We start from the raw sequence: 15,716 nt of genomic DNA on the forward strand, positions 1-15,716 counted from the left end.
ATATTACGAATCAAAAACGGGTGCCTTCAGCGGGCACCCGTTCATTCATCAATTGTCGTCATCTTGGTCGTCATCTTGGTCGTCATCTTGATCGTCATCACTATCATCGCTAGCGTCATCGCGATCATCTGCGCTGTCACGGTCATCATCACGTTCGATCTCTTTGACTTGCTCTTGCATGTTCAATTCAAGTTTGACGCGATCACCGGCTGTTGGCATCTCATCATCGATTTCATAGCGAGCGGCGAGTGGGTACGTCACTTGCTTCCCGTCACGCTCAATGACGACGTCTCGATCTGAGAGGCTGACGAAACTACCGTAAATGTCGAAGTCGTCGCTCTCCCGGTCGACTTCTTTCACTTCATTGTTTTGATTGAATTCGAGTTTGACACGGTCACCGGCTTTCGGGGTGTCATCATCGATCTCATGGCGTGAAGCAAGTGGGTACGTCGATTCTTTTCCGCTAAAGCTGATCGTCACGTCCTGATCTGACAAGCTGACGAGCGTCCCGTATAGTTCATAGTCGTCATCGTCGACCGAACGGACGGGCACGTCACTTGAAGATGCGTTCGATTCGGAAGTAGCGGCAGCTTCCTTCGCAGCGTCGTCTTTCGCGTCCTCGGTTCCACTAGTGGCACTATCGATGGCGCGTGGGATGATGACCGTATCCGTCTTGTCGTTCGCGACATACAATCCGATTCCTGCGACAGCGAGTACGGCCAGGCCGACCCCTAAAATCCATCCAAGTAATTTCATGATGTTTCCTCCTCGTTCCATGTGCTGTTCCTTCTCTACACCTTCATCATAGAACGTTGACGTTAGAGCACCACGAGGATTTCATTAGAAAATGATGAGTGACTGAGAAACTTTCCTCATTTGGTGACGAAGAATACGCTCCCGTCCGGCGCGTTCGCGTAACTCCCAACCTTCCAACCGTTCAAATCGGCGACTTCTTTGGCGATGGCAAGCCCGAGACCGCTACCGCTCCGGTCGCGCGCCTCATCAAGCCGATAGAACCGGTCGAACAACCGCGCACGCGCCTCCTCGGTCATTGCCGTCCCATGGTCACGCACCTCAATCCGATTTGGTGTCATCGTTACGCTCGTGTCGGTCGCATACTTCAAGCTGTTATCGATGAAGATGACAATCAATCGTTGCAACGAGTCACGATGTCCAGCCCAGATTCCTTCCGCCTCGATCGGGACGTGTTTTCCGTGCGACCGCTCGAACCGTTCCTCAAGTTGTCGTGCGAGCTCGCTCAAGTCGATCTGTTCGACTTCGATGTCCCCTAAAGCGGCGAAGCGGCTCAGTTCGAGCATCGGTTCAATCAAGTCCTCCCGCATCTGTCTCGACTCGGTCAAAATATGATCGATCGCCTCGTCGCGCACGACGGGGTCGTTTTGCCCCCAACGTCTGAGCAATTTGGCGTACCCTTCAATGACGGTGAGTGGGGTTTTGAGTTCATGTGAAACATCCGCTACGAAACGGCGTTGTTGCTCCATCGACCCTTCGACACGGGCAATCATCTGATTGAATCCGGTCGCGAGCGTTGACACCTCATCTTGATTCGGGCCAACGTCAATCGTCTCGAGCGTCCCTGACTCGGTAATTCGAGCCATCGTCGACTCGAGCCGCCGAAGCGGATTGAGTCCTTGGCGCACAATCCATAAACTTCCGACGAACGTCATCGCCACCGCGATCAAGAAAATGACGAGGAAAATCGTCGCGAGCGTCTGTAACGTCTCGCTTACCGCCGCGTCTTGAAAGGCAAAGCCGAGACCGTTCGACGTGGCGATGACGAACCAGTCATCAATCAGTGCCGGCTCCCCAAAATTGACGGGAAAGCTCAAACCCTCTGCCGCCCGTCCGCCAATGATGCCCCAATCGCCATTGCTCTGTCGCTCGAGGACGACACTGTCCTCATGCAGTGACAGCACGGCCTGACGGTTCCGCTCATCCTCTTCGAGCAGACTGAGCGCTTGACGGAGCACGTCATAGCGAGCGTCGACGATTTGCTGGCGCGAGACGAGCCATGCGACCCCGAACGACGTGATGAGTAAAAACAACATGAACCCGGCCATCGCGAGGGCGATCTTCGTCCGTAATTTCATACTCACTCACCACGCTTCAGCATATAGCCGACGCCCCGTACCGTCTGAATCCAAGAACCTCCGAGTTTCTTCCGTAAGTAACGCACGTATACGTCGACGACGTTCGTGTCCCCATAATAGTCGAAACCCCAGACGTGCTCGACGAGTTGGTCGCGCGTGAGCACGCGTTCCGGATGCTCGAGCAAATAGACGATCAAATCGAATTCACGACGAGTCAACTCGACTTTCTGTCCCTCGCACGTCACCTCATGCCGGTTGACGTCGACCGTGAGTCCCTCGTAGGACAAAACACGTTCAGTCGCATCGACATGGACGTGCTGGCGCATCCGCAAAAATGCACGGATCCGGGCAAGCAGTTCCTCCATCTCGAACGGTTTTGTGATGTAATCATCCGCCCCAAGGTCGAGCCCGCTCACTTTATCGTACCGGTCGCCCCGCGCTGTCACCATCAAGACCGGGAGCAACGGTTGTTCTTCCTTCACCCGACGGACGACCTCGAGCCCGCTCATTTGCGGAAGCATCACGTCTAAAAGCATCAAGTCGACCCCCCCCGCGAGCGCTCGTTCAAGCCCGCTGCGTCCGTCGTGGGTTACCTCGACTTGATAGCCGGCGTGCATCAGTTCAAGTTCAAGCAGTCTGGCAATTTTGGCATCGTCTTCTACGACGAGGATTGTCGGCATAAAGTTCATCCTTTCTTGAAAAAAAGCGCCGAGCAGTCCGCCCGACGCATCCTTATTCTGTTCCCGGATTCATCAGTCGAAAAACGGACGAATCGCTTCTGGAATCGCCTGTTCGACGCGCAGCTCGATCGAGTCGCTGAATCGTTCAAACGAGGATTCGATTCCCCCCGCTTGGAACGACACGTCAGTTCCAAATTGAACGATTTGATCAAGCCAGGCATTCCCGGTCAGCGTGAAAATCAAAAATCCTGCCACTCCGGCTGCCATCAACGTTAGTGCGAGCGCCCCGATGATAGCGCCTTTCATGAATCGGGTGAATTTACCTGTTGTACTGCGTTGCATGTGCCTCTCCCCCTACTTCTTTTTCTTTACTGTACGGGAGCGGGTTGAGAAACGTTGGTGAATCAGATTAGAATTCGATGAGAAAAAGGTTGCGGCATGGCCGCAACCTCATTCGTCTTCTAGTACCGATTTCGCAATTGGTGCCCAATACGTGCCTTCCATCGCGGCGACTTCGGCGAGCGTCGTCCGGTACGCTTCGTCCCCGGCCTTCTTCTCAGCGATGCCCTTCATCCACAGGACGTCTGTCTTGTAGCCTGATTCCGGGTACGTTTCGACGTACGCCGCGTAGTCCGACACTTCTGCTTCCCCGAGCTTGTTGTCGACGAGGAGGCGATAGAAGCCGACGGCCTGTTCTTGCCCGGCTTTCGGCGTGCCTTCGAGGAGGGCATCCGCCTCTTTATAGCGCTTGTCTTGAACGAGCGTCTCGACATCCGCAAGCGGAATGACTTGTTGTGCCGGTGTCGCCGACGCTTTCTCTTCGACCGGCGCTTCTTCCGTCTGCAACGCCTCGTTCGCTTCCTCGAGACGGGCGACTTCTTGCTCGAGCTCTTCTAACCGTTTGGCGAGCGCCTCGTCCTCGGTCACCGTCTCGACCCGTGGCGCGTCTTCAGTCACCGGTGCGACGGGTGGAGTCGCATCGGGCCAAAATGCGAGAGCAACCAATGCTAACGCGACAACAGCTGGTAGTCCGAGCCACTTCTTGTCCCATTTAAAGACATCACGCCATGGCGAGAGGTCCGCATGCTGCATGACTGCTGGCGACAACGAACGAAAGCGGCGCTTGGCCGCCTTCTTTCCGTTCGCTTTCATTTCGAGCGCGAGTCCGAGCCGATGGAACGCCGCCGGCACTTTCATCCCGAGAAGCGGCACAATCCGTTCGCTCGCCTCGACGTAATAGCCGTGGTCAAGGAGCGTCATCACGACGCCAAACTCGTTCGCGACGAGACGGAACGTCGGGTCATGCTCTCCTTTTCGGATTAGCCATTCCGTCATATCGATGAGCGGCAGTTCTGCAAGTTCCCGTTCTGCTAGTGTCCGTGCGTCCATTCGTCAGCCTCGTTCAGGATAGAGCGGGAATTTCGCCGTCAACGCACGCACGTCTTCGTGCGCCTCGGCGAGCACCGCTTCATCTTCATGGTTTGTCAGGACACGACCGATCAGACGGGCGACTTCACGCATGTCGTCTTCTTTCAAACCGCGTGTCGTCATCGCTGCCGTCCCGAGACGGATCCCACTCGTGACGAACGGTGACGCCGGGTCGAACGGGATCGTGTTCTTGTTGACCGTGATACCGGCTGCATCAAGCGCATGCTCGGCCGCTTTACCGGTAATGTCGATGCCACGTAGGTCGACGAGGAGGAGATGGTTGTCCGTACCGCCCGATACGATGCGGAGCCCTTCTTCTTCTAAACCTTGCGCGAGCACTTGCGCGTTTTTGATGACTTGCGCCTGATAGTCTTTAAACTCCGGTTGGAGCGCCTCTCCGAACGCCACCGCTTTCGCGGCGATGACGTGCATGAGCGGGCCGCCTTGAATACCAGGGAAAATCGACTTGTCGATCGCTTTGGCGAACTCTTCTTTACAAAGAATCATCCCGCCGCGCGGGCCGCGAAGCGTCTTGTGCGTCGTCGTCGTCACGAAGTGCGCGTGCTCGACCGGGTTCGGATGGAGTCCGGCCGCGACGAGTCCGGCAATATGAGCCATATCGACCATGAGATAGGCGTCGACGCTGTCGGCGATTTCACGGAACTTGGCGAAATCGATCGTCCGCGGGTATGCTGACGCTCCTGCAACGATTAGTTTTGGTTTATGTTCTTTCGCGAGGGCTGCGACGACGTCATAGTCGATGTGTTCTGTGTCTTTGTCCACACCGTACTCGACGAAGTTGTACTGGACGCCCGAGAAGTTGACCGGACTTCCGTGCGTCAAATGGCCACCGTGCGACAAGTTCATGCCGAGCACCGTGTCGCCCGCTTCAAGCACCGTGAAGTAGACGGCCATATTCGCTTGCGCACCCGAATGCGGCTGGACGTTGGCGTGTTCTGCACCGAACAGTTCCTTCGCCCGGTCGCGTGCCAAGTTTTCGGCCACGTCGACGAACTCACAACCACCGTAGTAACGGCGACCTGGGTAACCTTCGGCGTATTTGTTCGTGAGAACCCCACCTTGCGCTTCCATGACCGCTTCTGAGACAAAGTTCTCCGAGGCGATCAGTTCGATGTTCTCCCGCTGACGGGCGAGCTCGTGTTGCATCGCTTCAAACAATTCCGCATCCTGCACTTTCAACTTCGTCGTGTTTACCATGTTGAAACCCCCTCTGAATGTCTAAAAATCAACAACCCCATCGTACCATATGCTCGTTTTTTTGGGTATCGTCATAATCGGGCTCAAAGTTGGGTATGGTATTGAAGAAGAACATTAGAGGAGGACAATTATGATTGAGACGAGACAAGTGACGATTACCCCGTTCGAGCGCGAGCGGACGGTCCGGATTTATACACCTAACGACTACGAGCTTACGGACAAGCGCTACCCGGTGCTCTACATGCACGACGGACAGAACGCGTTCGACGACGCGGACGCGAGCAACAATATGAGCTGGCGCGTCGGAGAGTATTTGGACGCCTCAAAGCGCGACTTGATCGTCGTCGCCATCGATAGCGCACCGGGTGAAATGCGCCTCGACGAATACGGCCCTTGGGAAAATCCGTTCGTCGGGGAAGCGCTCTATGGTCGAGAATTGACATTAGGCGGCCAAGGCTCGGCCTACATCGAATATATCGCCCAAGAGCTGAAGCCGATGATTGACGACGCGTACCGGACGAAACCAGACGAGACCGGGATGATCGGCAGTTCGATGGGCGGCCTCATCTCAGTCTATGCCGCTTGCGTCTATCCGGACATCTTCAAACGCGTCGCTTCCTTGTCGTCAGCGTTCTGGTTCAACCAGACCGAACTCGAGCAGTTGATCGAGTCGAGTGATTTGAAAGGTATCGAACGCCTATATATGGACGTCGGCCGTAAAGAAGTCGAGCAGCCGTCAGAGGATGGGCTGACGAACGAGATGTATCTCGAGTCGAGCGAGCGCGTCTACGCCTTACTACGCGACAAAGTCGATCACTTGCGCTTCGAAGTCATCGAAGAAGGTGTGCACAACGAACTCGCCTGGCGCGAACGTTTCCCGATGGTCGTATCGTATCTGTTCAGTGAAGACGTATAACGCAAAAGACAGCCGGTCATAGCGACCGGCTGTCTTTGTTATTTCGCTGGATAGTGCGCCCTAGGGCCACCGATTAGTTTCGGTCTTGTGACGGCGAACGTGACGTACGCCTCGCCGAGCTGCTTCGCCGATAACCGGACCGGGATCGCGACCGGCTTCAAGTGCATGCCGATCAGCGTCGAGCCGATGTCGATCCCTGCGTCCGCTTGAATCGATTCGACGACGCACGGCGTGTTGAGGCGCTCATACGCTTTCTCCGCCATCGCCCCGCCCGCTGAGCGGACCGGGACGACGGTCACTTCGGTCAGACCGAACTGCTTCTGCGTCCGACGCTCGACGGTGAGGGCACGGTTAATGTGCTCGCACCCTTGAAACGCCAGATGGACGCCCGTCTTGTCACGAAACGCGAGAAACGCTTCGATGAATTCCGACGCCACATCGATCGATCCGGCTTTCCCAATCGTCTTGCCGATGACTTCGCTCGTCGAACAGCCGATGACGAGGATCTTGTCCTCATCAAGCGGAAAGCGTTCGTGCAGCTCCAACAGCAGGTTCGAAAGTTCAGCTTTCATCGCGGTCACTTCGTTTCGTAAGCGCTCATTTTGTCGACACGGTTCGAGTGACGTCCGCCCTCGAAGTCTGTATCGAGCCACGTCGCCACCAAGTCAATCGCGAGCCCCGGTCCGATAACACGCTCGCCCATCGTCATGATGTTCGAGTCGTTGTGTTGACGTGTCGCCTTGGCGCTGAATGAGTCATGAACGAGTGCTGCTCGGATCCCTTTGACTTTGTTCGCCGCAATGCCGATACCGATCCCTGTGCCGCAAATCAAGATGCCGCGGTCGAACTCGCCGGCAGCGACAGCCTCAGCGACCGGGATGGCCACGTCTGGATAATCAATCGACTCGGCCGAGTGTGTCCCGAAATCTTTATACTCGTGACCAAGCTCTTCTAGTAATCCAATGATATCTTTTTTCAAGTTGAATCCGCCGTGGTCGGCGCCGATTGCAATTTTCATGTGTTCATTCCCCCGTCTTCTTTGGTAGGCGTCTCGGTGGTTTCGTCACCTTTGACCCGTCATTCGTCAATTTTAGCACAAGTCGATTGACGAGTGGTTCGAGTTCGTTTCGGACTTGGCGATAGACGTTCATCGAGCCTCCGAACGGGTCGTTAATGTCACGTTCGAGTCCGGTCACGAACTCATATAATGTGAACGTACGATCGGCCAAATCCGGATACGTATCCCGAATCTGTTCGCGGTGTGCCCGCGTCATCGTCAAAATGACGTCTGCCCAACGTCCGAGTACGTCATCGAACGTCTGCGTCACGTGTTCGAGTTCAATCCCTCGTTCACGTAATACTTGAAGAGCGTTTTCTGAGGCATCAAACCCTTGCATTGTCCGAAGGCCGGCCGAACGAATATCAAATTCGTCCCCTGTCACTTTCGAACGGAGCAGGGCCATCGCCATCGGGCTTCGGCATGTGTTCCCACTACATATGAATAATACGCGTTTCATTGACATCGCGTGATCCTCCTCATGTCCTTAAGCCTCTTCCTCTAGACGGATGATTTTCCCGCCTGCCGCTTTATACAAGCGATTATATACGGCAAGGGCGACTCCCGTCGGTTCAATCCGATTCACGTAAATCTCTTCTACATCTGTCTCATCGAATTTGCGCAACGCCTCGTAAAGTCGCTGAGCCGCCATCTCCATCGTATCACCGAGAGAAAGCGTGACGTCAGCCGGGGTCGTTGCTTCATCAAACACGAGCGCGCCGATCCGTTTGCCCGCCGCCTGCCTCATCGTGATGGTACGGACGAGATCATCGCGTTCACCCTCGACTAGGTATAAAGGTGCGCTCGGGGCATAGTGGGTGTACTTCATTCCTGGTGATCTGGGCGCGGCCGCTTCATCGCTCAAATTCGCATCGAGCGCGACTGGCCCGATGACGGCCTCGATCGCTTCTTTCGTCACGCCACCGGGACGCAAAATCGTCACCGGTTCCGTCGTACAGTCGATCACAGTCGACTCGACGCCGATGCCTGTCGGTCCCCCATCCATAATACCCGCGATCCGACCGGTCAAATCATCGGCCACGTGCTGTGCCGATGTCGGTGACGGTCGTCCTGAACGGTTCGCACTCGGCGCCGCGAGACCGAGACCGGACGTACGGATGAGTTCGAGTGCGGCCGGATGGTCCGGCATGCGGAGGCCGATCGAGTCGAGCCCGGCCGTCACAAGTGACGACGCTCGACCGTTCGACGGTAAGATGATCGTCAAGGCACCGGGCCAAAACGCTTCCATCAAGCGTTTGGCTACCGGCGGGATGGCTTGCGCGAAATGTTTGGCCTGTTCGACCGTAGCCACGTGGACGATGAGCGGGTTGTCCGATGGTCTTCCTTTCGCCTCAAAAATCTTACGGATGGCGATATCGTTCGTCGCATCCCCGGCGAGGCCGTACACCGTCTCTGTCGGAATCGCGATCACCTCGCCCATCTTCAAGAGACGAACCCCTTCCTCAACTTCTGTTGGCTTGATCCATTTCGTTTCCATGCGCAATCCCTTCCCTCACGGCGTAGACAATTCGGTCTTTACCGTTTATATCTTTTAAAATACCCGTTTCTGCTTCAGGATAACGTTCGGACAAGTACGATTTCACAACTTGTCCTTGATTATACCCGATTTCAAACGCAATCAATTGCCAATCGGCACGTAGCACGCGCATCGAGTCCGCGATGATTTTCCGGTAGAACTCGAGTCCGTCCGCCCCCCCGAATAATGCGAGGTGCGGTTCGTACCCCGCGACCGTCTCATCGAGCAGTTCATCAGCTTCAATATAAGGCGGATTTGAGACGAGCACCCGAATCGAGTCGTCCGCGACCGGACCGAGGCAATCCCCTTCATGAAACGCCACATCGGCACGAAGCACTTCCGCGTTACGTTTTGCCACCGCGATCGCTTCCCGGGAAATATCGACCGTTTGGACGCGGACACCGAGCTCGAGACTGAGCGTGATGGCGATGGCGCCACTGCCCGTGCCGACGTCAACGATCGCGTCGTCTTCAATCGGTCCGACGTGCTCAACGACCCATTCAATCAATTCTTCGGTCTCCGGTCGCGGGATAAGTACGTCCCGGTTCACAGCGAATGACCGACCGTAGAACGGGGCCTGGCCAATCAAATGTTGGACCGGCTCACCGGCAAGCAGTCGCTCGAGCCCGGACTCGAACGCAGTTGTTTCGTCGTCCGAGAGTTCTTCGGATAACCGAATGATCAGACCAGTTCGATCGACCTGTAGAACGTGCATGAGCCACCATTCGGCGGTCGATGGGTCACGACCCGCGTCAACGAGCATGCGTTCCGCTTGTTTCAACTTTGCGGCAATCCGCATCACTCCATACCCTCCATCAAGCCGGCCTGATCTTCCATGACGAGCGCATCAATGATGTCTTCAAGCTCCCCGGCGAGCACCCGGTCGAGTTTTTGAAGCGTGAGGCCGATACGGTGGTCGGTCACGCGGCTTTGCGGGAAGTTATACGTCCGGATCCGCTCCGAACGGTCGCCCGTCCCGACGGCCGACTTCCGCTGCGCCGACAGTTCTTCGAGATGTTCGCGCTGCATCTTGTCATACAGGCGGGCCCGCAATACTTTCATCGCCCGATCTTTGTTTTTATGCTGTGATTTCTCGTCTTGGCATGACACGACGAGTCCTGACGGGATGTGTGTCAACCGCACGGCCGACTGGGTCGTGTTGACCGATTGACCACCCGGCCCTGACGACGTGAACGTGTCGACGCGGACATCTTTCATGTCGATGTGCACTTCGACGTCTTCGGCTTCCGGCAAGACCGCGACGGTGGCTGTCGACGTGTGGATTCGTCCACCCGACTCCGTCGACGGGACGCGTTGCACACGGTGTGCCCCATTCTCGAATTTCAGTTTCGAGTAGGCACCGGCACCGTTGATCAAAAACGTCACTTCTTTAAAGCCGCCGAGTTCCGTGTAGTTGGCGTCGATCAGCTCGGCTTTCCAGTTTTGACGCTCGGCGAATCGGGTGTACATCTTATACAAGTCGACCGCAAACAGTGCCGCCTCGTCACCACCGGCTGCCCCGCGAATCTCGACGATGACGTTCTTGTCGTCGTTCGGGTCTTTCGGGATGAGCAGGACGCGCAGCTTCGCTTCGAGCGCTTTCACAACAGGTTCGAGCAGCGCCATCTCTTCTTTCGCGAGTTCGCGCATATCTGACTCGAGCGTTCGGTCTTCTAACATCGCTTTCGCTTCTTTGTAGGCCGTACTCGCCTCTTTATAGCGCCGATACGCTTGTACCGTCTCCTCGAGTTGAGACTGTTCTTTTGAATATTGACGCAGTTTATTCGAGTCGCTGAGCACTTCCGGGTCAGCGAGCATCTCATTCAGTTGCATATATCGTTCTTCTAAAACGCTTAAACGGTCAAACATCATGATCCGTCCTTTCTGTTCACCAAATCGTTCTCTTCATTATACCAAAAAACGAACCGAGCTAGCTCGGTTCGTCGACAAATTGAATACTTAGAGCGAACCGACAAAATCCTCAATCCGCTACTGTATGACGGATCGGGCGTGGTTTGTTCGGGACGTCATGACAATGGCGGCAACGCGGTTCGTACGACTCGGCGGCACCGACTAAGATGACCGGGTCCTCAAAGCGAGCCGGTTCTCCGTTGATCAAGCGCTGCGTCCGAGACGCCGGGGCGCCGCACGACAGGCAGATCGCCTGCAGCTTCGTGACGAACTCGGCACGCGACAAGAGCTCCGGCATCATCGTGAACGGTTCGCCACGGAAGTCCATATCGAGTCCGGCGCAGATGACACGTTTGTCTTCTGACGCCAACTGCTCGATGACGTCGACGATCCCCTCATCAAAGAACTGCACCTCGTCGATGGCGATGACTTGCGTCTCTTCGCGCACCGCATCGTACACATCTTGACTCGTTCGAGTCGGGACGGCCACGACCGAGTTGCCGCTATGGGAGACGACGTTCTCTTCGTGGTAGCGGTCATCGATGGCCGGCTTGAACACTTGGACCGGGATCTTCCCGTAGTGCGCCCGACGGACACGGCGGATCAATTCCTCCGACTTCCCAGAAAACATACTGCCACAAATCACTTCTATCCAACCGTAACGGTTCGTCACATGCATCATTCTACTTCGCCCTCTCCATCGTTAATCGCTTTCCGATTATAACCATCTTTCAGTCATAGGAAAAGGGTTGACTTCTAACAAAAATCGGAACGGTATCATCCCGTCCCGATTTCTCTTCACTCTTCCGCTGCTTCTTCTTTTTTATAATCGATCAAGTTCAATTTGCGCGCGAGCGGTCGAATCGTCAGCCCGTGCAACGTCACCGAGGTAAAGACGAGTCCGATCGTGAGCGGTAGCATCTGTGACGCATCCTCAATCCCGAGACCGGCCACTTCCTCTGCAAAAAAACCTGCGACCGTCATCGCGACGATGCCGCGTGGTGCGATCCAGCCGATGAACCCACGCTCCTTGAGCGGAAGCCCCACACCAAGCGTCGATACATAGATTGCCAGTGGTCGAACGAGAAACAAGATGCCGGCAATCGTCAACAGCAATGGCCACTGGAAGATATTCAATAGTTCTTCACGCGACAGCGATGCCGTCAGCAAGATGAATACGGATGAGATCAGCAAGATCGAGATGTCTTCCTTGAACGACTGCAGTTCCTCGATGATCTGTTCATCGCGAAGTTTCGTGTTCGCCATCGTCATCCCCATCGCCGTCACGGCAAGGAGACCGACTTCATGCATCATAAACTCGCTCAAAGAGAATAAGATCAAGACGGCCGTAAGCGTCACCGAGGCGCGTAAGTACCGCGGAATCTTCTCACCTACGAACCAGCCCATCAAGACGTGACCGAACACGTAACCGAGACCGATACCGACGAGACATGCTCCCGCAAAGAGCAATTGCACCCACAAGTCCATGCCTTCGTAGACGATGTAGCCGATTCGAATCACGAACAGGCCGAGCAACGCACCGACCGGGTCGACAATGATCCCTTCCCACTTTAAGATGGCACCGACCCGATCTTTCAGATGGGCTTGCCTGAGCAACGGGATGACGACCGTCGGGCCAGTGACGACGAATAGCGCTCCCATCGTCCAAGCGACGACCCAATGGAGACCGCCGACGTATTGAATCAACAGCGAAGACCCAACGAACGACAACGTCATACCCGCTGTCACGATGCGGACGATCGAACGCCGGAATTGGTTGATTTCGCTGAAATGAAGTCCTAAACTACCTTCAAATAATATGATCGCGACCGCAAACGAGATGATCGGGCTGTACAAATCACCGAGTAACTCTCGCGGTTCAAACAAACCAAAGATCGGGCCGGCCAATACGCCGGCGACTGTCATGATGATAATCGCCGGAATTTGGTAGCGCCACGCCAACCATTGCGAGACGATCCCGACGCCAACCAACAAGCTGATGCTAATCAATATATACTCCATGGAAGCCCCCTCACGTCAGTCTTCCGTCTCTTTACCCTCGCTTGGACAACAAAAAACCGCCAAGGGCAATCCCTAGGCGGTGTGCATACAACTTGACGATTAACGTTGGTACTTCTTGTTGAAGCGCTCGATACGACCGTCCGCAGATGCGAATTTCTGGCGACCTGTGTAGAACGGGTGCGAATCAGAAGATACATCGACACGGATGAGTGGGTATTCGTTACCATCTTCCATCGTGATTGTTTCGTTAGAGTAACGAGTCGAACCACTGATGAATTTAAACTCAGTCGTTGAGTCCATGAATACGACTTTACGGTATTCTGGGTGGATTCCTTGTTTCATTGCTTTTCAACTCCTTCTGCCCTAAGTATTCTTTCAACCTAGAGAAAGTTCACTAGAATATAATAGCACCCGGTTCACGGATTTACAAGTCCGTTTTCGTTTTTTTCACCGGGCGGCGACTCTTTTTCTTATCGGCCTCGAGCGCTGCAAAAAAGTCGAGATTTGTTTGCGTCTCACGCACACGACGCAAGAACTGATCAACGAAGTCCGGCGACTCGTTCATCGTGCGACGAATCGTCCAAAGCGAGTCGAGCTCGTCCTTGCCGAGGAGGAGTTCTTCTTTCCGCGTACCCGAACGACGGATATCGATGGCCGGGAAGATACGGCGTTCAGCGAGCTTCCGGTCGAGATGGAGCTCCATGTTGCCGGTGCCTTTGAACTCTTCATAGATGACGTCATCCATCCGCGAACCGGTATCGATGAGCGCTGTCCCGAGAATCGTCAAACTGCCGCCGTCCTCGATGTTCCGGGCCGCCCCGAAGAATTTCTTCGGTTTGTGGAACGCTGCCGGGTCGATCCCGCCCGAGAGCGTACGACCGCTCGGCGGGACGGACAGGTTATAGGCACGCGTCAACCGAGTGATCGAGTCGAGCAAGATGACGACGTCTTTCTTATGTTCGACGAGGCGCATCGCCCGCTCTAGCACGAGCTCCGAGATGCGAGTGTGATTCTCTGGTGTCTCGTCAAACGTCGAATAGGCGACGTCTGCACCCGGCACCGAACGTTGGATGTCCGTCACTTCTTCCGGACGTTCGTCGATCAATAGGATGATCAGTTCAACGTTCGGATGGTTCGTCGTGATGGAATTGGCGACTTCTTTCAATAGAGATGTCTTCCCGGCTTTCGGTGGGGCGACGATCAAACCACGTTGCCCGAAGCCGACCGGTGCGATCATATCCATGACACGGACCGAGAGATGGTTCGGCTCCGTCTCGAGCACCATTTGCTTTTCCGGATAGATCGGCGTGAGCGCAGGGAAGTAATCTCGGTTCCGGGTCGAATCTGTCGTTTCCCCGTTGACCGCCTCGACGCTCAAAAGCCCTTGAAAACGTTCATTTTCTTTCGGTTTCCGGACTTTCCCGGTGACGAGATCCCCGTTCCGCAAACTAAAGCGGCGAATCTGTGAGGCTGCGATATAGATGTCTTCAGACGATTGGGAGTAGTTGATCGGTCGGAGGAAACCGAAGCCACCATCATTTTGTGACTGCGGGTTCGGAGGGATGATCTCAAGGATACCTTCGAGGAAGTAAAGGTCCTTCGATTCGGCTTGCGATTTTAAGATTCGGAACATAAGTTCACGTTTTCGCGCTTCCCGATATTGAGGCACGTTCACTTCTTTTGCGATTTCATACAATTCTTTCAACGTCTTCGTCTCGAGTTCACGAAGCGTATAGTTTTTAGCTGGTTCTGTACTTTGCGTCATTCAAGTCACCTGTCTTTCTTGTGATTCTATATTTGAAAAGTAATTGTAAAGTTCTTATTCATCTAATCACAATTCAACCATGCCGTCACTTTATATAAACGGCTATATGACAGTCTATTCCCCTGATGTTCAAATAATAACAACTTCTTCTTTCTTTATGTAACAAAAAGGTCTCTATGCCTGCATATTGTTTCAAACATGTTACAAGAAAACTATTTTTGACTTGTGATTGAAAAATGCCATCGGTCTTACGCATGATATAGTTTATTTGCACAGGAAACCGGGTAACAAACTCACCTTGTGCTCAACTATCGTAAGCACACATCGATCATATACACTCACAGGGTTTTATTTTAAAAAACGGAGGGAATTATACTATGTTAAAGCGTTTCGCATCTATCATCGTCGCCGCCACTATCGCTTTCTCGGGTCTTGCATTCACAACAGGTGAACAAGCAGAAGCAGCTACTGGAACATTTGCTTACTCGAAAGTCAACGGCTTGAACATTCGGACATCAGCATCACTCAGCTCGTCAGTCGTTACGAAGATGAATAAAGGTCAACGCTATACATACCTCGGTAAAGTTGGCTCGTTCTACAAGATCAACTACAAAGGTACTCACCGTTATATCTCAGCATCATCGACTTACACGTACTTGAAAGCAAACACAGCAACGGCTACTAAAGTGACAACGACTTCTTCTTCAAGCGCTCGTACGAAACTTGTCGCCGAGTCGAAGAAATACCTTGGCACACCGTACCGTTACGGCGGAACGACAACAGCTGGATTTGACTGCTCTGGTTACACAGGACATGTTTATAAGAAAGCGATCAACAAGTCGATCCCACGTGATTCACGCTCACAGTACTCAAGTTCGAAAAAATTGTCGAAGTCAGCAATTCAAGCAGGTGACCTCGTGTTCTTCTCACATAACGGCGGCACGATCCAACACGTCGGTATGGCAATCAGCAAAACACAAATGATCAACTCAGAAACAGGCGGCGTTAAATACGCGAGCTTCACATCAGGTTACTGGGCACCACGTTACGTCGGTGCTGGAACGTACCTCT

General features: G+C 54.2%; 18 protein-coding genes. 2 read left to right on the forward strand and 16 right to left on the reverse strand.

Annotation, left to right across the window (positions count from 1 at the left end; genetic code table 11):
* Window positions 1-48: 48 nt before the first annotated feature.
* The 6 genes from A6395_RS06240 to glyA form a co-directional block, all read right to left on the reverse strand.
* Window positions 49-756: a hypothetical protein gene (locus A6395_RS06240; protein WP_252100521.1), complete on the reverse strand. Its 708-nt coding sequence runs from the start codon at window positions 754-756 to the stop codon at window positions 49-51.
* Between the two features lie 116 nt (window positions 757-872).
* Complete coding sequence (locus tag A6395_RS06245) at window positions 873-2,111, reverse strand: sensor histidine kinase (RefSeq protein WP_071398360.1); 1,239 nt, start codon at window positions 2,109-2,111, stop codon at window positions 873-875.
* A 2-nt stretch (window positions 2,112-2,113) separates the two neighbouring features.
* The gene (locus A6395_RS06250; protein ID WP_071398361.1) at window positions 2,114-2,791 is read right to left on the reverse strand and encodes a response regulator transcription factor; all 678 of its coding nucleotides are present in this window, start codon (window positions 2,789-2,791) and stop codon (window positions 2,114-2,116) included.
* A 72-nt stretch (window positions 2,792-2,863) separates the two neighbouring features.
* A complete protein-coding gene (locus tag A6395_RS06255; protein WP_071398362.1) occupies window positions 2,864-3,133 on the reverse strand; it encodes a hypothetical protein in 270 nt (89 codons plus the stop codon).
* 108 nt (window positions 3,134-3,241) lie between these two features.
* Window positions 3,242-4,180 (reverse strand): hypothetical protein, encoded by a 939-nt coding sequence (locus A6395_RS06260; RefSeq protein WP_071398363.1) that lies wholly within the window; start codon window positions 4,178-4,180, stop codon window positions 3,242-3,244.
* A 3-nt stretch (window positions 4,181-4,183) separates the two neighbouring features.
* A complete protein-coding gene (gene glyA, locus A6395_RS06265) occupies window positions 4,184-5,437 on the reverse strand; it encodes a serine hydroxymethyltransferase (protein ID WP_071398364.1) in 1,254 nt (417 codons plus the stop codon).
* Between the two features lie 130 nt (window positions 5,438-5,567).
* Between glyA and A6395_RS06270 the strand changes: the two genes are divergently transcribed.
* The gene (locus tag A6395_RS06270; RefSeq protein ID WP_071398365.1) at window positions 5,568-6,353 is read left to right on the forward strand and encodes an alpha/beta hydrolase; all 786 of its coding nucleotides are present in this window, start codon (window positions 5,568-5,570) and stop codon (window positions 6,351-6,353) included.
* 38 nt (window positions 6,354-6,391) lie between these two features.
* Here A6395_RS06270 and A6395_RS06275 read toward each other — a convergent pair whose 3' ends face one another.
* The 10 genes from A6395_RS06275 to rho all read right to left on the reverse strand — a co-directional run bounded on the left by A6395_RS06275 (window position 6,392) and on the right by rho (window position 14,645).
* Window positions 6,392-6,934, reverse strand: coding sequence for a TIGR01440 family protein (locus A6395_RS06275; RefSeq protein WP_483297288.1), 543 nt, complete (start codon window positions 6,932-6,934; stop codon window positions 6,392-6,394).
* Window positions 6,931-7,371, reverse strand: coding sequence for a ribose 5-phosphate isomerase B (rpiB, locus tag A6395_RS06280; protein ID WP_071398367.1), 441 nt, complete (start codon window positions 7,369-7,371; stop codon window positions 6,931-6,933). Before rpiB ends, A6395_RS06275 begins: the two co-directional genes overlap by 4 nt.
* A gap of 4 nt (window positions 7,372-7,375) precedes the next feature.
* On the reverse strand, window positions 7,376-7,876 hold the full coding sequence (locus A6395_RS06285; RefSeq protein ID WP_084812978.1) for a low molecular weight protein arginine phosphatase: 501 nt from the start codon (window positions 7,874-7,876) through the stop codon (window positions 7,376-7,378).
* Between the two features lie 21 nt (window positions 7,877-7,897).
* A complete protein-coding gene (locus A6395_RS06290; protein WP_071398368.1) occupies window positions 7,898-8,908 on the reverse strand; it encodes an L-threonylcarbamoyladenylate synthase in 1,011 nt (336 codons plus the stop codon).
* Window positions 8,874-9,746, reverse strand: a complete 873-nt coding sequence (prmC, locus tag A6395_RS06295; protein WP_071398369.1) for a peptide chain release factor N(5)-glutamine methyltransferase — start codon at window positions 9,744-9,746, stop codon at window positions 8,874-8,876. The genes A6395_RS06290 and prmC overlap by 35 nt, the downstream gene beginning before the upstream one ends.
* Complete coding sequence (gene prfA / locus A6395_RS06300; protein WP_071398373.1) at window positions 9,746-10,816, reverse strand: peptide chain release factor 1; 1,071 nt, start codon at window positions 10,814-10,816, stop codon at window positions 9,746-9,748. Before prfA ends, prmC begins: the two co-directional genes overlap by 1 nt.
* Before the next feature lie 112 nt (window positions 10,817-10,928).
* On the reverse strand, window positions 10,929-11,540 hold the full coding sequence (locus A6395_RS06305; RefSeq protein ID WP_070328199.1) for a thymidine kinase: 612 nt from the start codon (window positions 11,538-11,540) through the stop codon (window positions 10,929-10,931).
* A gap of 116 nt (window positions 11,541-11,656) precedes the next feature.
* Window positions 11,657-12,880 (reverse strand): cation:proton antiporter, encoded by a 1,224-nt coding sequence (locus tag A6395_RS06310; RefSeq protein ID WP_071398370.1) that lies wholly within the window; start codon window positions 12,878-12,880, stop codon window positions 11,657-11,659.
* 99 nt (window positions 12,881-12,979) lie between these two features.
* Window positions 12,980-13,222: a type B 50S ribosomal protein L31 gene (locus tag A6395_RS06315; RefSeq protein ID WP_021066109.1), complete on the reverse strand. Its 243-nt coding sequence runs from the start codon at window positions 13,220-13,222 to the stop codon at window positions 12,980-12,982.
* Between the two features lie 82 nt (window positions 13,223-13,304).
* Window positions 13,305-14,645 carry a transcription termination factor Rho gene (rho, locus tag A6395_RS06320; RefSeq protein ID WP_071398371.1) on the reverse strand — a complete coding sequence of 447 codons (1,341 nt, stop codon included), beginning with the start codon at window positions 14,643-14,645 and terminating at the stop codon, window positions 13,305-13,307.
* Between the two features lie 377 nt (window positions 14,646-15,022).
* On the opposite strand from rho, the gene A6395_RS06325 reads away from it, so the two are divergent.
* On the forward strand, window positions 15,023-15,716 hold a 694-nt coding region (locus A6395_RS06325), incomplete at its 3' end, for a C40 family peptidase (protein WP_070328202.1).

The sequence above is a fragment of the Exiguobacterium sp. SH31 genome (assembly GCF_001816105.1).
GTDB lineage: Bacteria > Bacillota > Bacilli > Exiguobacteriales > Exiguobacteriaceae > Exiguobacterium > Exiguobacterium aurantiacum_A.

Bases quoted from the DNA above. Each gene is read 5' to 3' on its own strand.
- A6395_RS06240 (WP_252100521.1), bottom strand. From the start codon at position 756: ATGAAATTACTTGGATGGATTTTAGGGGTCGGCCTGGCCGTACTCGCT.
- A6395_RS06245 (WP_071398360.1), bottom strand. From the start codon at position 2,111: ATGAAATTACGGACGAAGATCGCCCTCGCGATGGCCGGGTTCATGTTG.
- A6395_RS06250 (WP_071398361.1), bottom strand. From the start codon at position 2,791: ATGCCGACAATCCTCGTCGTAGAAGACGATGCCAAAATTGCCAGACTG.
- A6395_RS06255 (WP_071398362.1), bottom strand. From the start codon at position 3,133: ATGCAACGCAGTACAACAGGTAAATTCACCCGATTCATGAAAGGCGCT.
- A6395_RS06260 (WP_071398363.1), bottom strand. From the start codon at position 4,180: ATGGACGCACGGACACTAGCAGAACGGGAACTTGCAGAACTGCCGCTC.
- glyA (WP_071398364.1), bottom strand. From the start codon at position 5,437: ATGGTAAACACGACGAAGTTGAAAGTGCAGGATGCGGAATTGTTTGAA.
- A6395_RS06270 (WP_071398365.1), top strand. From the start codon at position 5,568: ATGATTGAGACGAGACAAGTGACGATTACCCCGTTCGAGCGCGAGCGG.
- rpiB (WP_071398367.1), bottom strand. From the start codon at position 7,371: ATGAAAATTGCAATCGGCGCCGACCACGGCGGATTCAACTTGAAAAAA.
- A6395_RS06285 (WP_084812978.1), bottom strand. From the start codon at position 7,876: ATGTCAATGAAACGCGTATTATTCATATGTAGTGGGAACACATGCCGA.
- A6395_RS06290 (WP_071398368.1), bottom strand. From the start codon at position 8,908: ATGGAAACGAAATGGATCAAGCCAACAGAAGTTGAGGAAGGGGTTCGT.
- prmC (WP_071398369.1), bottom strand. From the start codon at position 9,746: ATGCGGATTGCCGCAAAGTTGAAACAAGCGGAACGCATGCTCGTTGAC.
- prfA (WP_071398373.1), bottom strand. From the start codon at position 10,816: ATGTTTGACCGTTTAAGCGTTTTAGAAGAACGATATATGCAACTGAAT.
- A6395_RS06305 (WP_070328199.1), bottom strand. From the start codon at position 11,540: ATGATGCATGTGACGAACCGTTACGGTTGGATAGAAGTGATTTGTGGC.
- A6395_RS06310 (WP_071398370.1), bottom strand. From the start codon at position 12,880: ATGGAGTATATATTGATTAGCATCAGCTTGTTGGTTGGCGTCGGGATC.
- A6395_RS06315 (WP_021066109.1), bottom strand. From the start codon at position 13,222: ATGAAACAAGGAATCCACCCAGAATACCGTAAAGTCGTATTCATGGAC.
- rho (WP_071398371.1), bottom strand. From the start codon at position 14,645: ATGACGCAAAGTACAGAACCAGCTAAAAACTATACGCTTCGTGAACTC.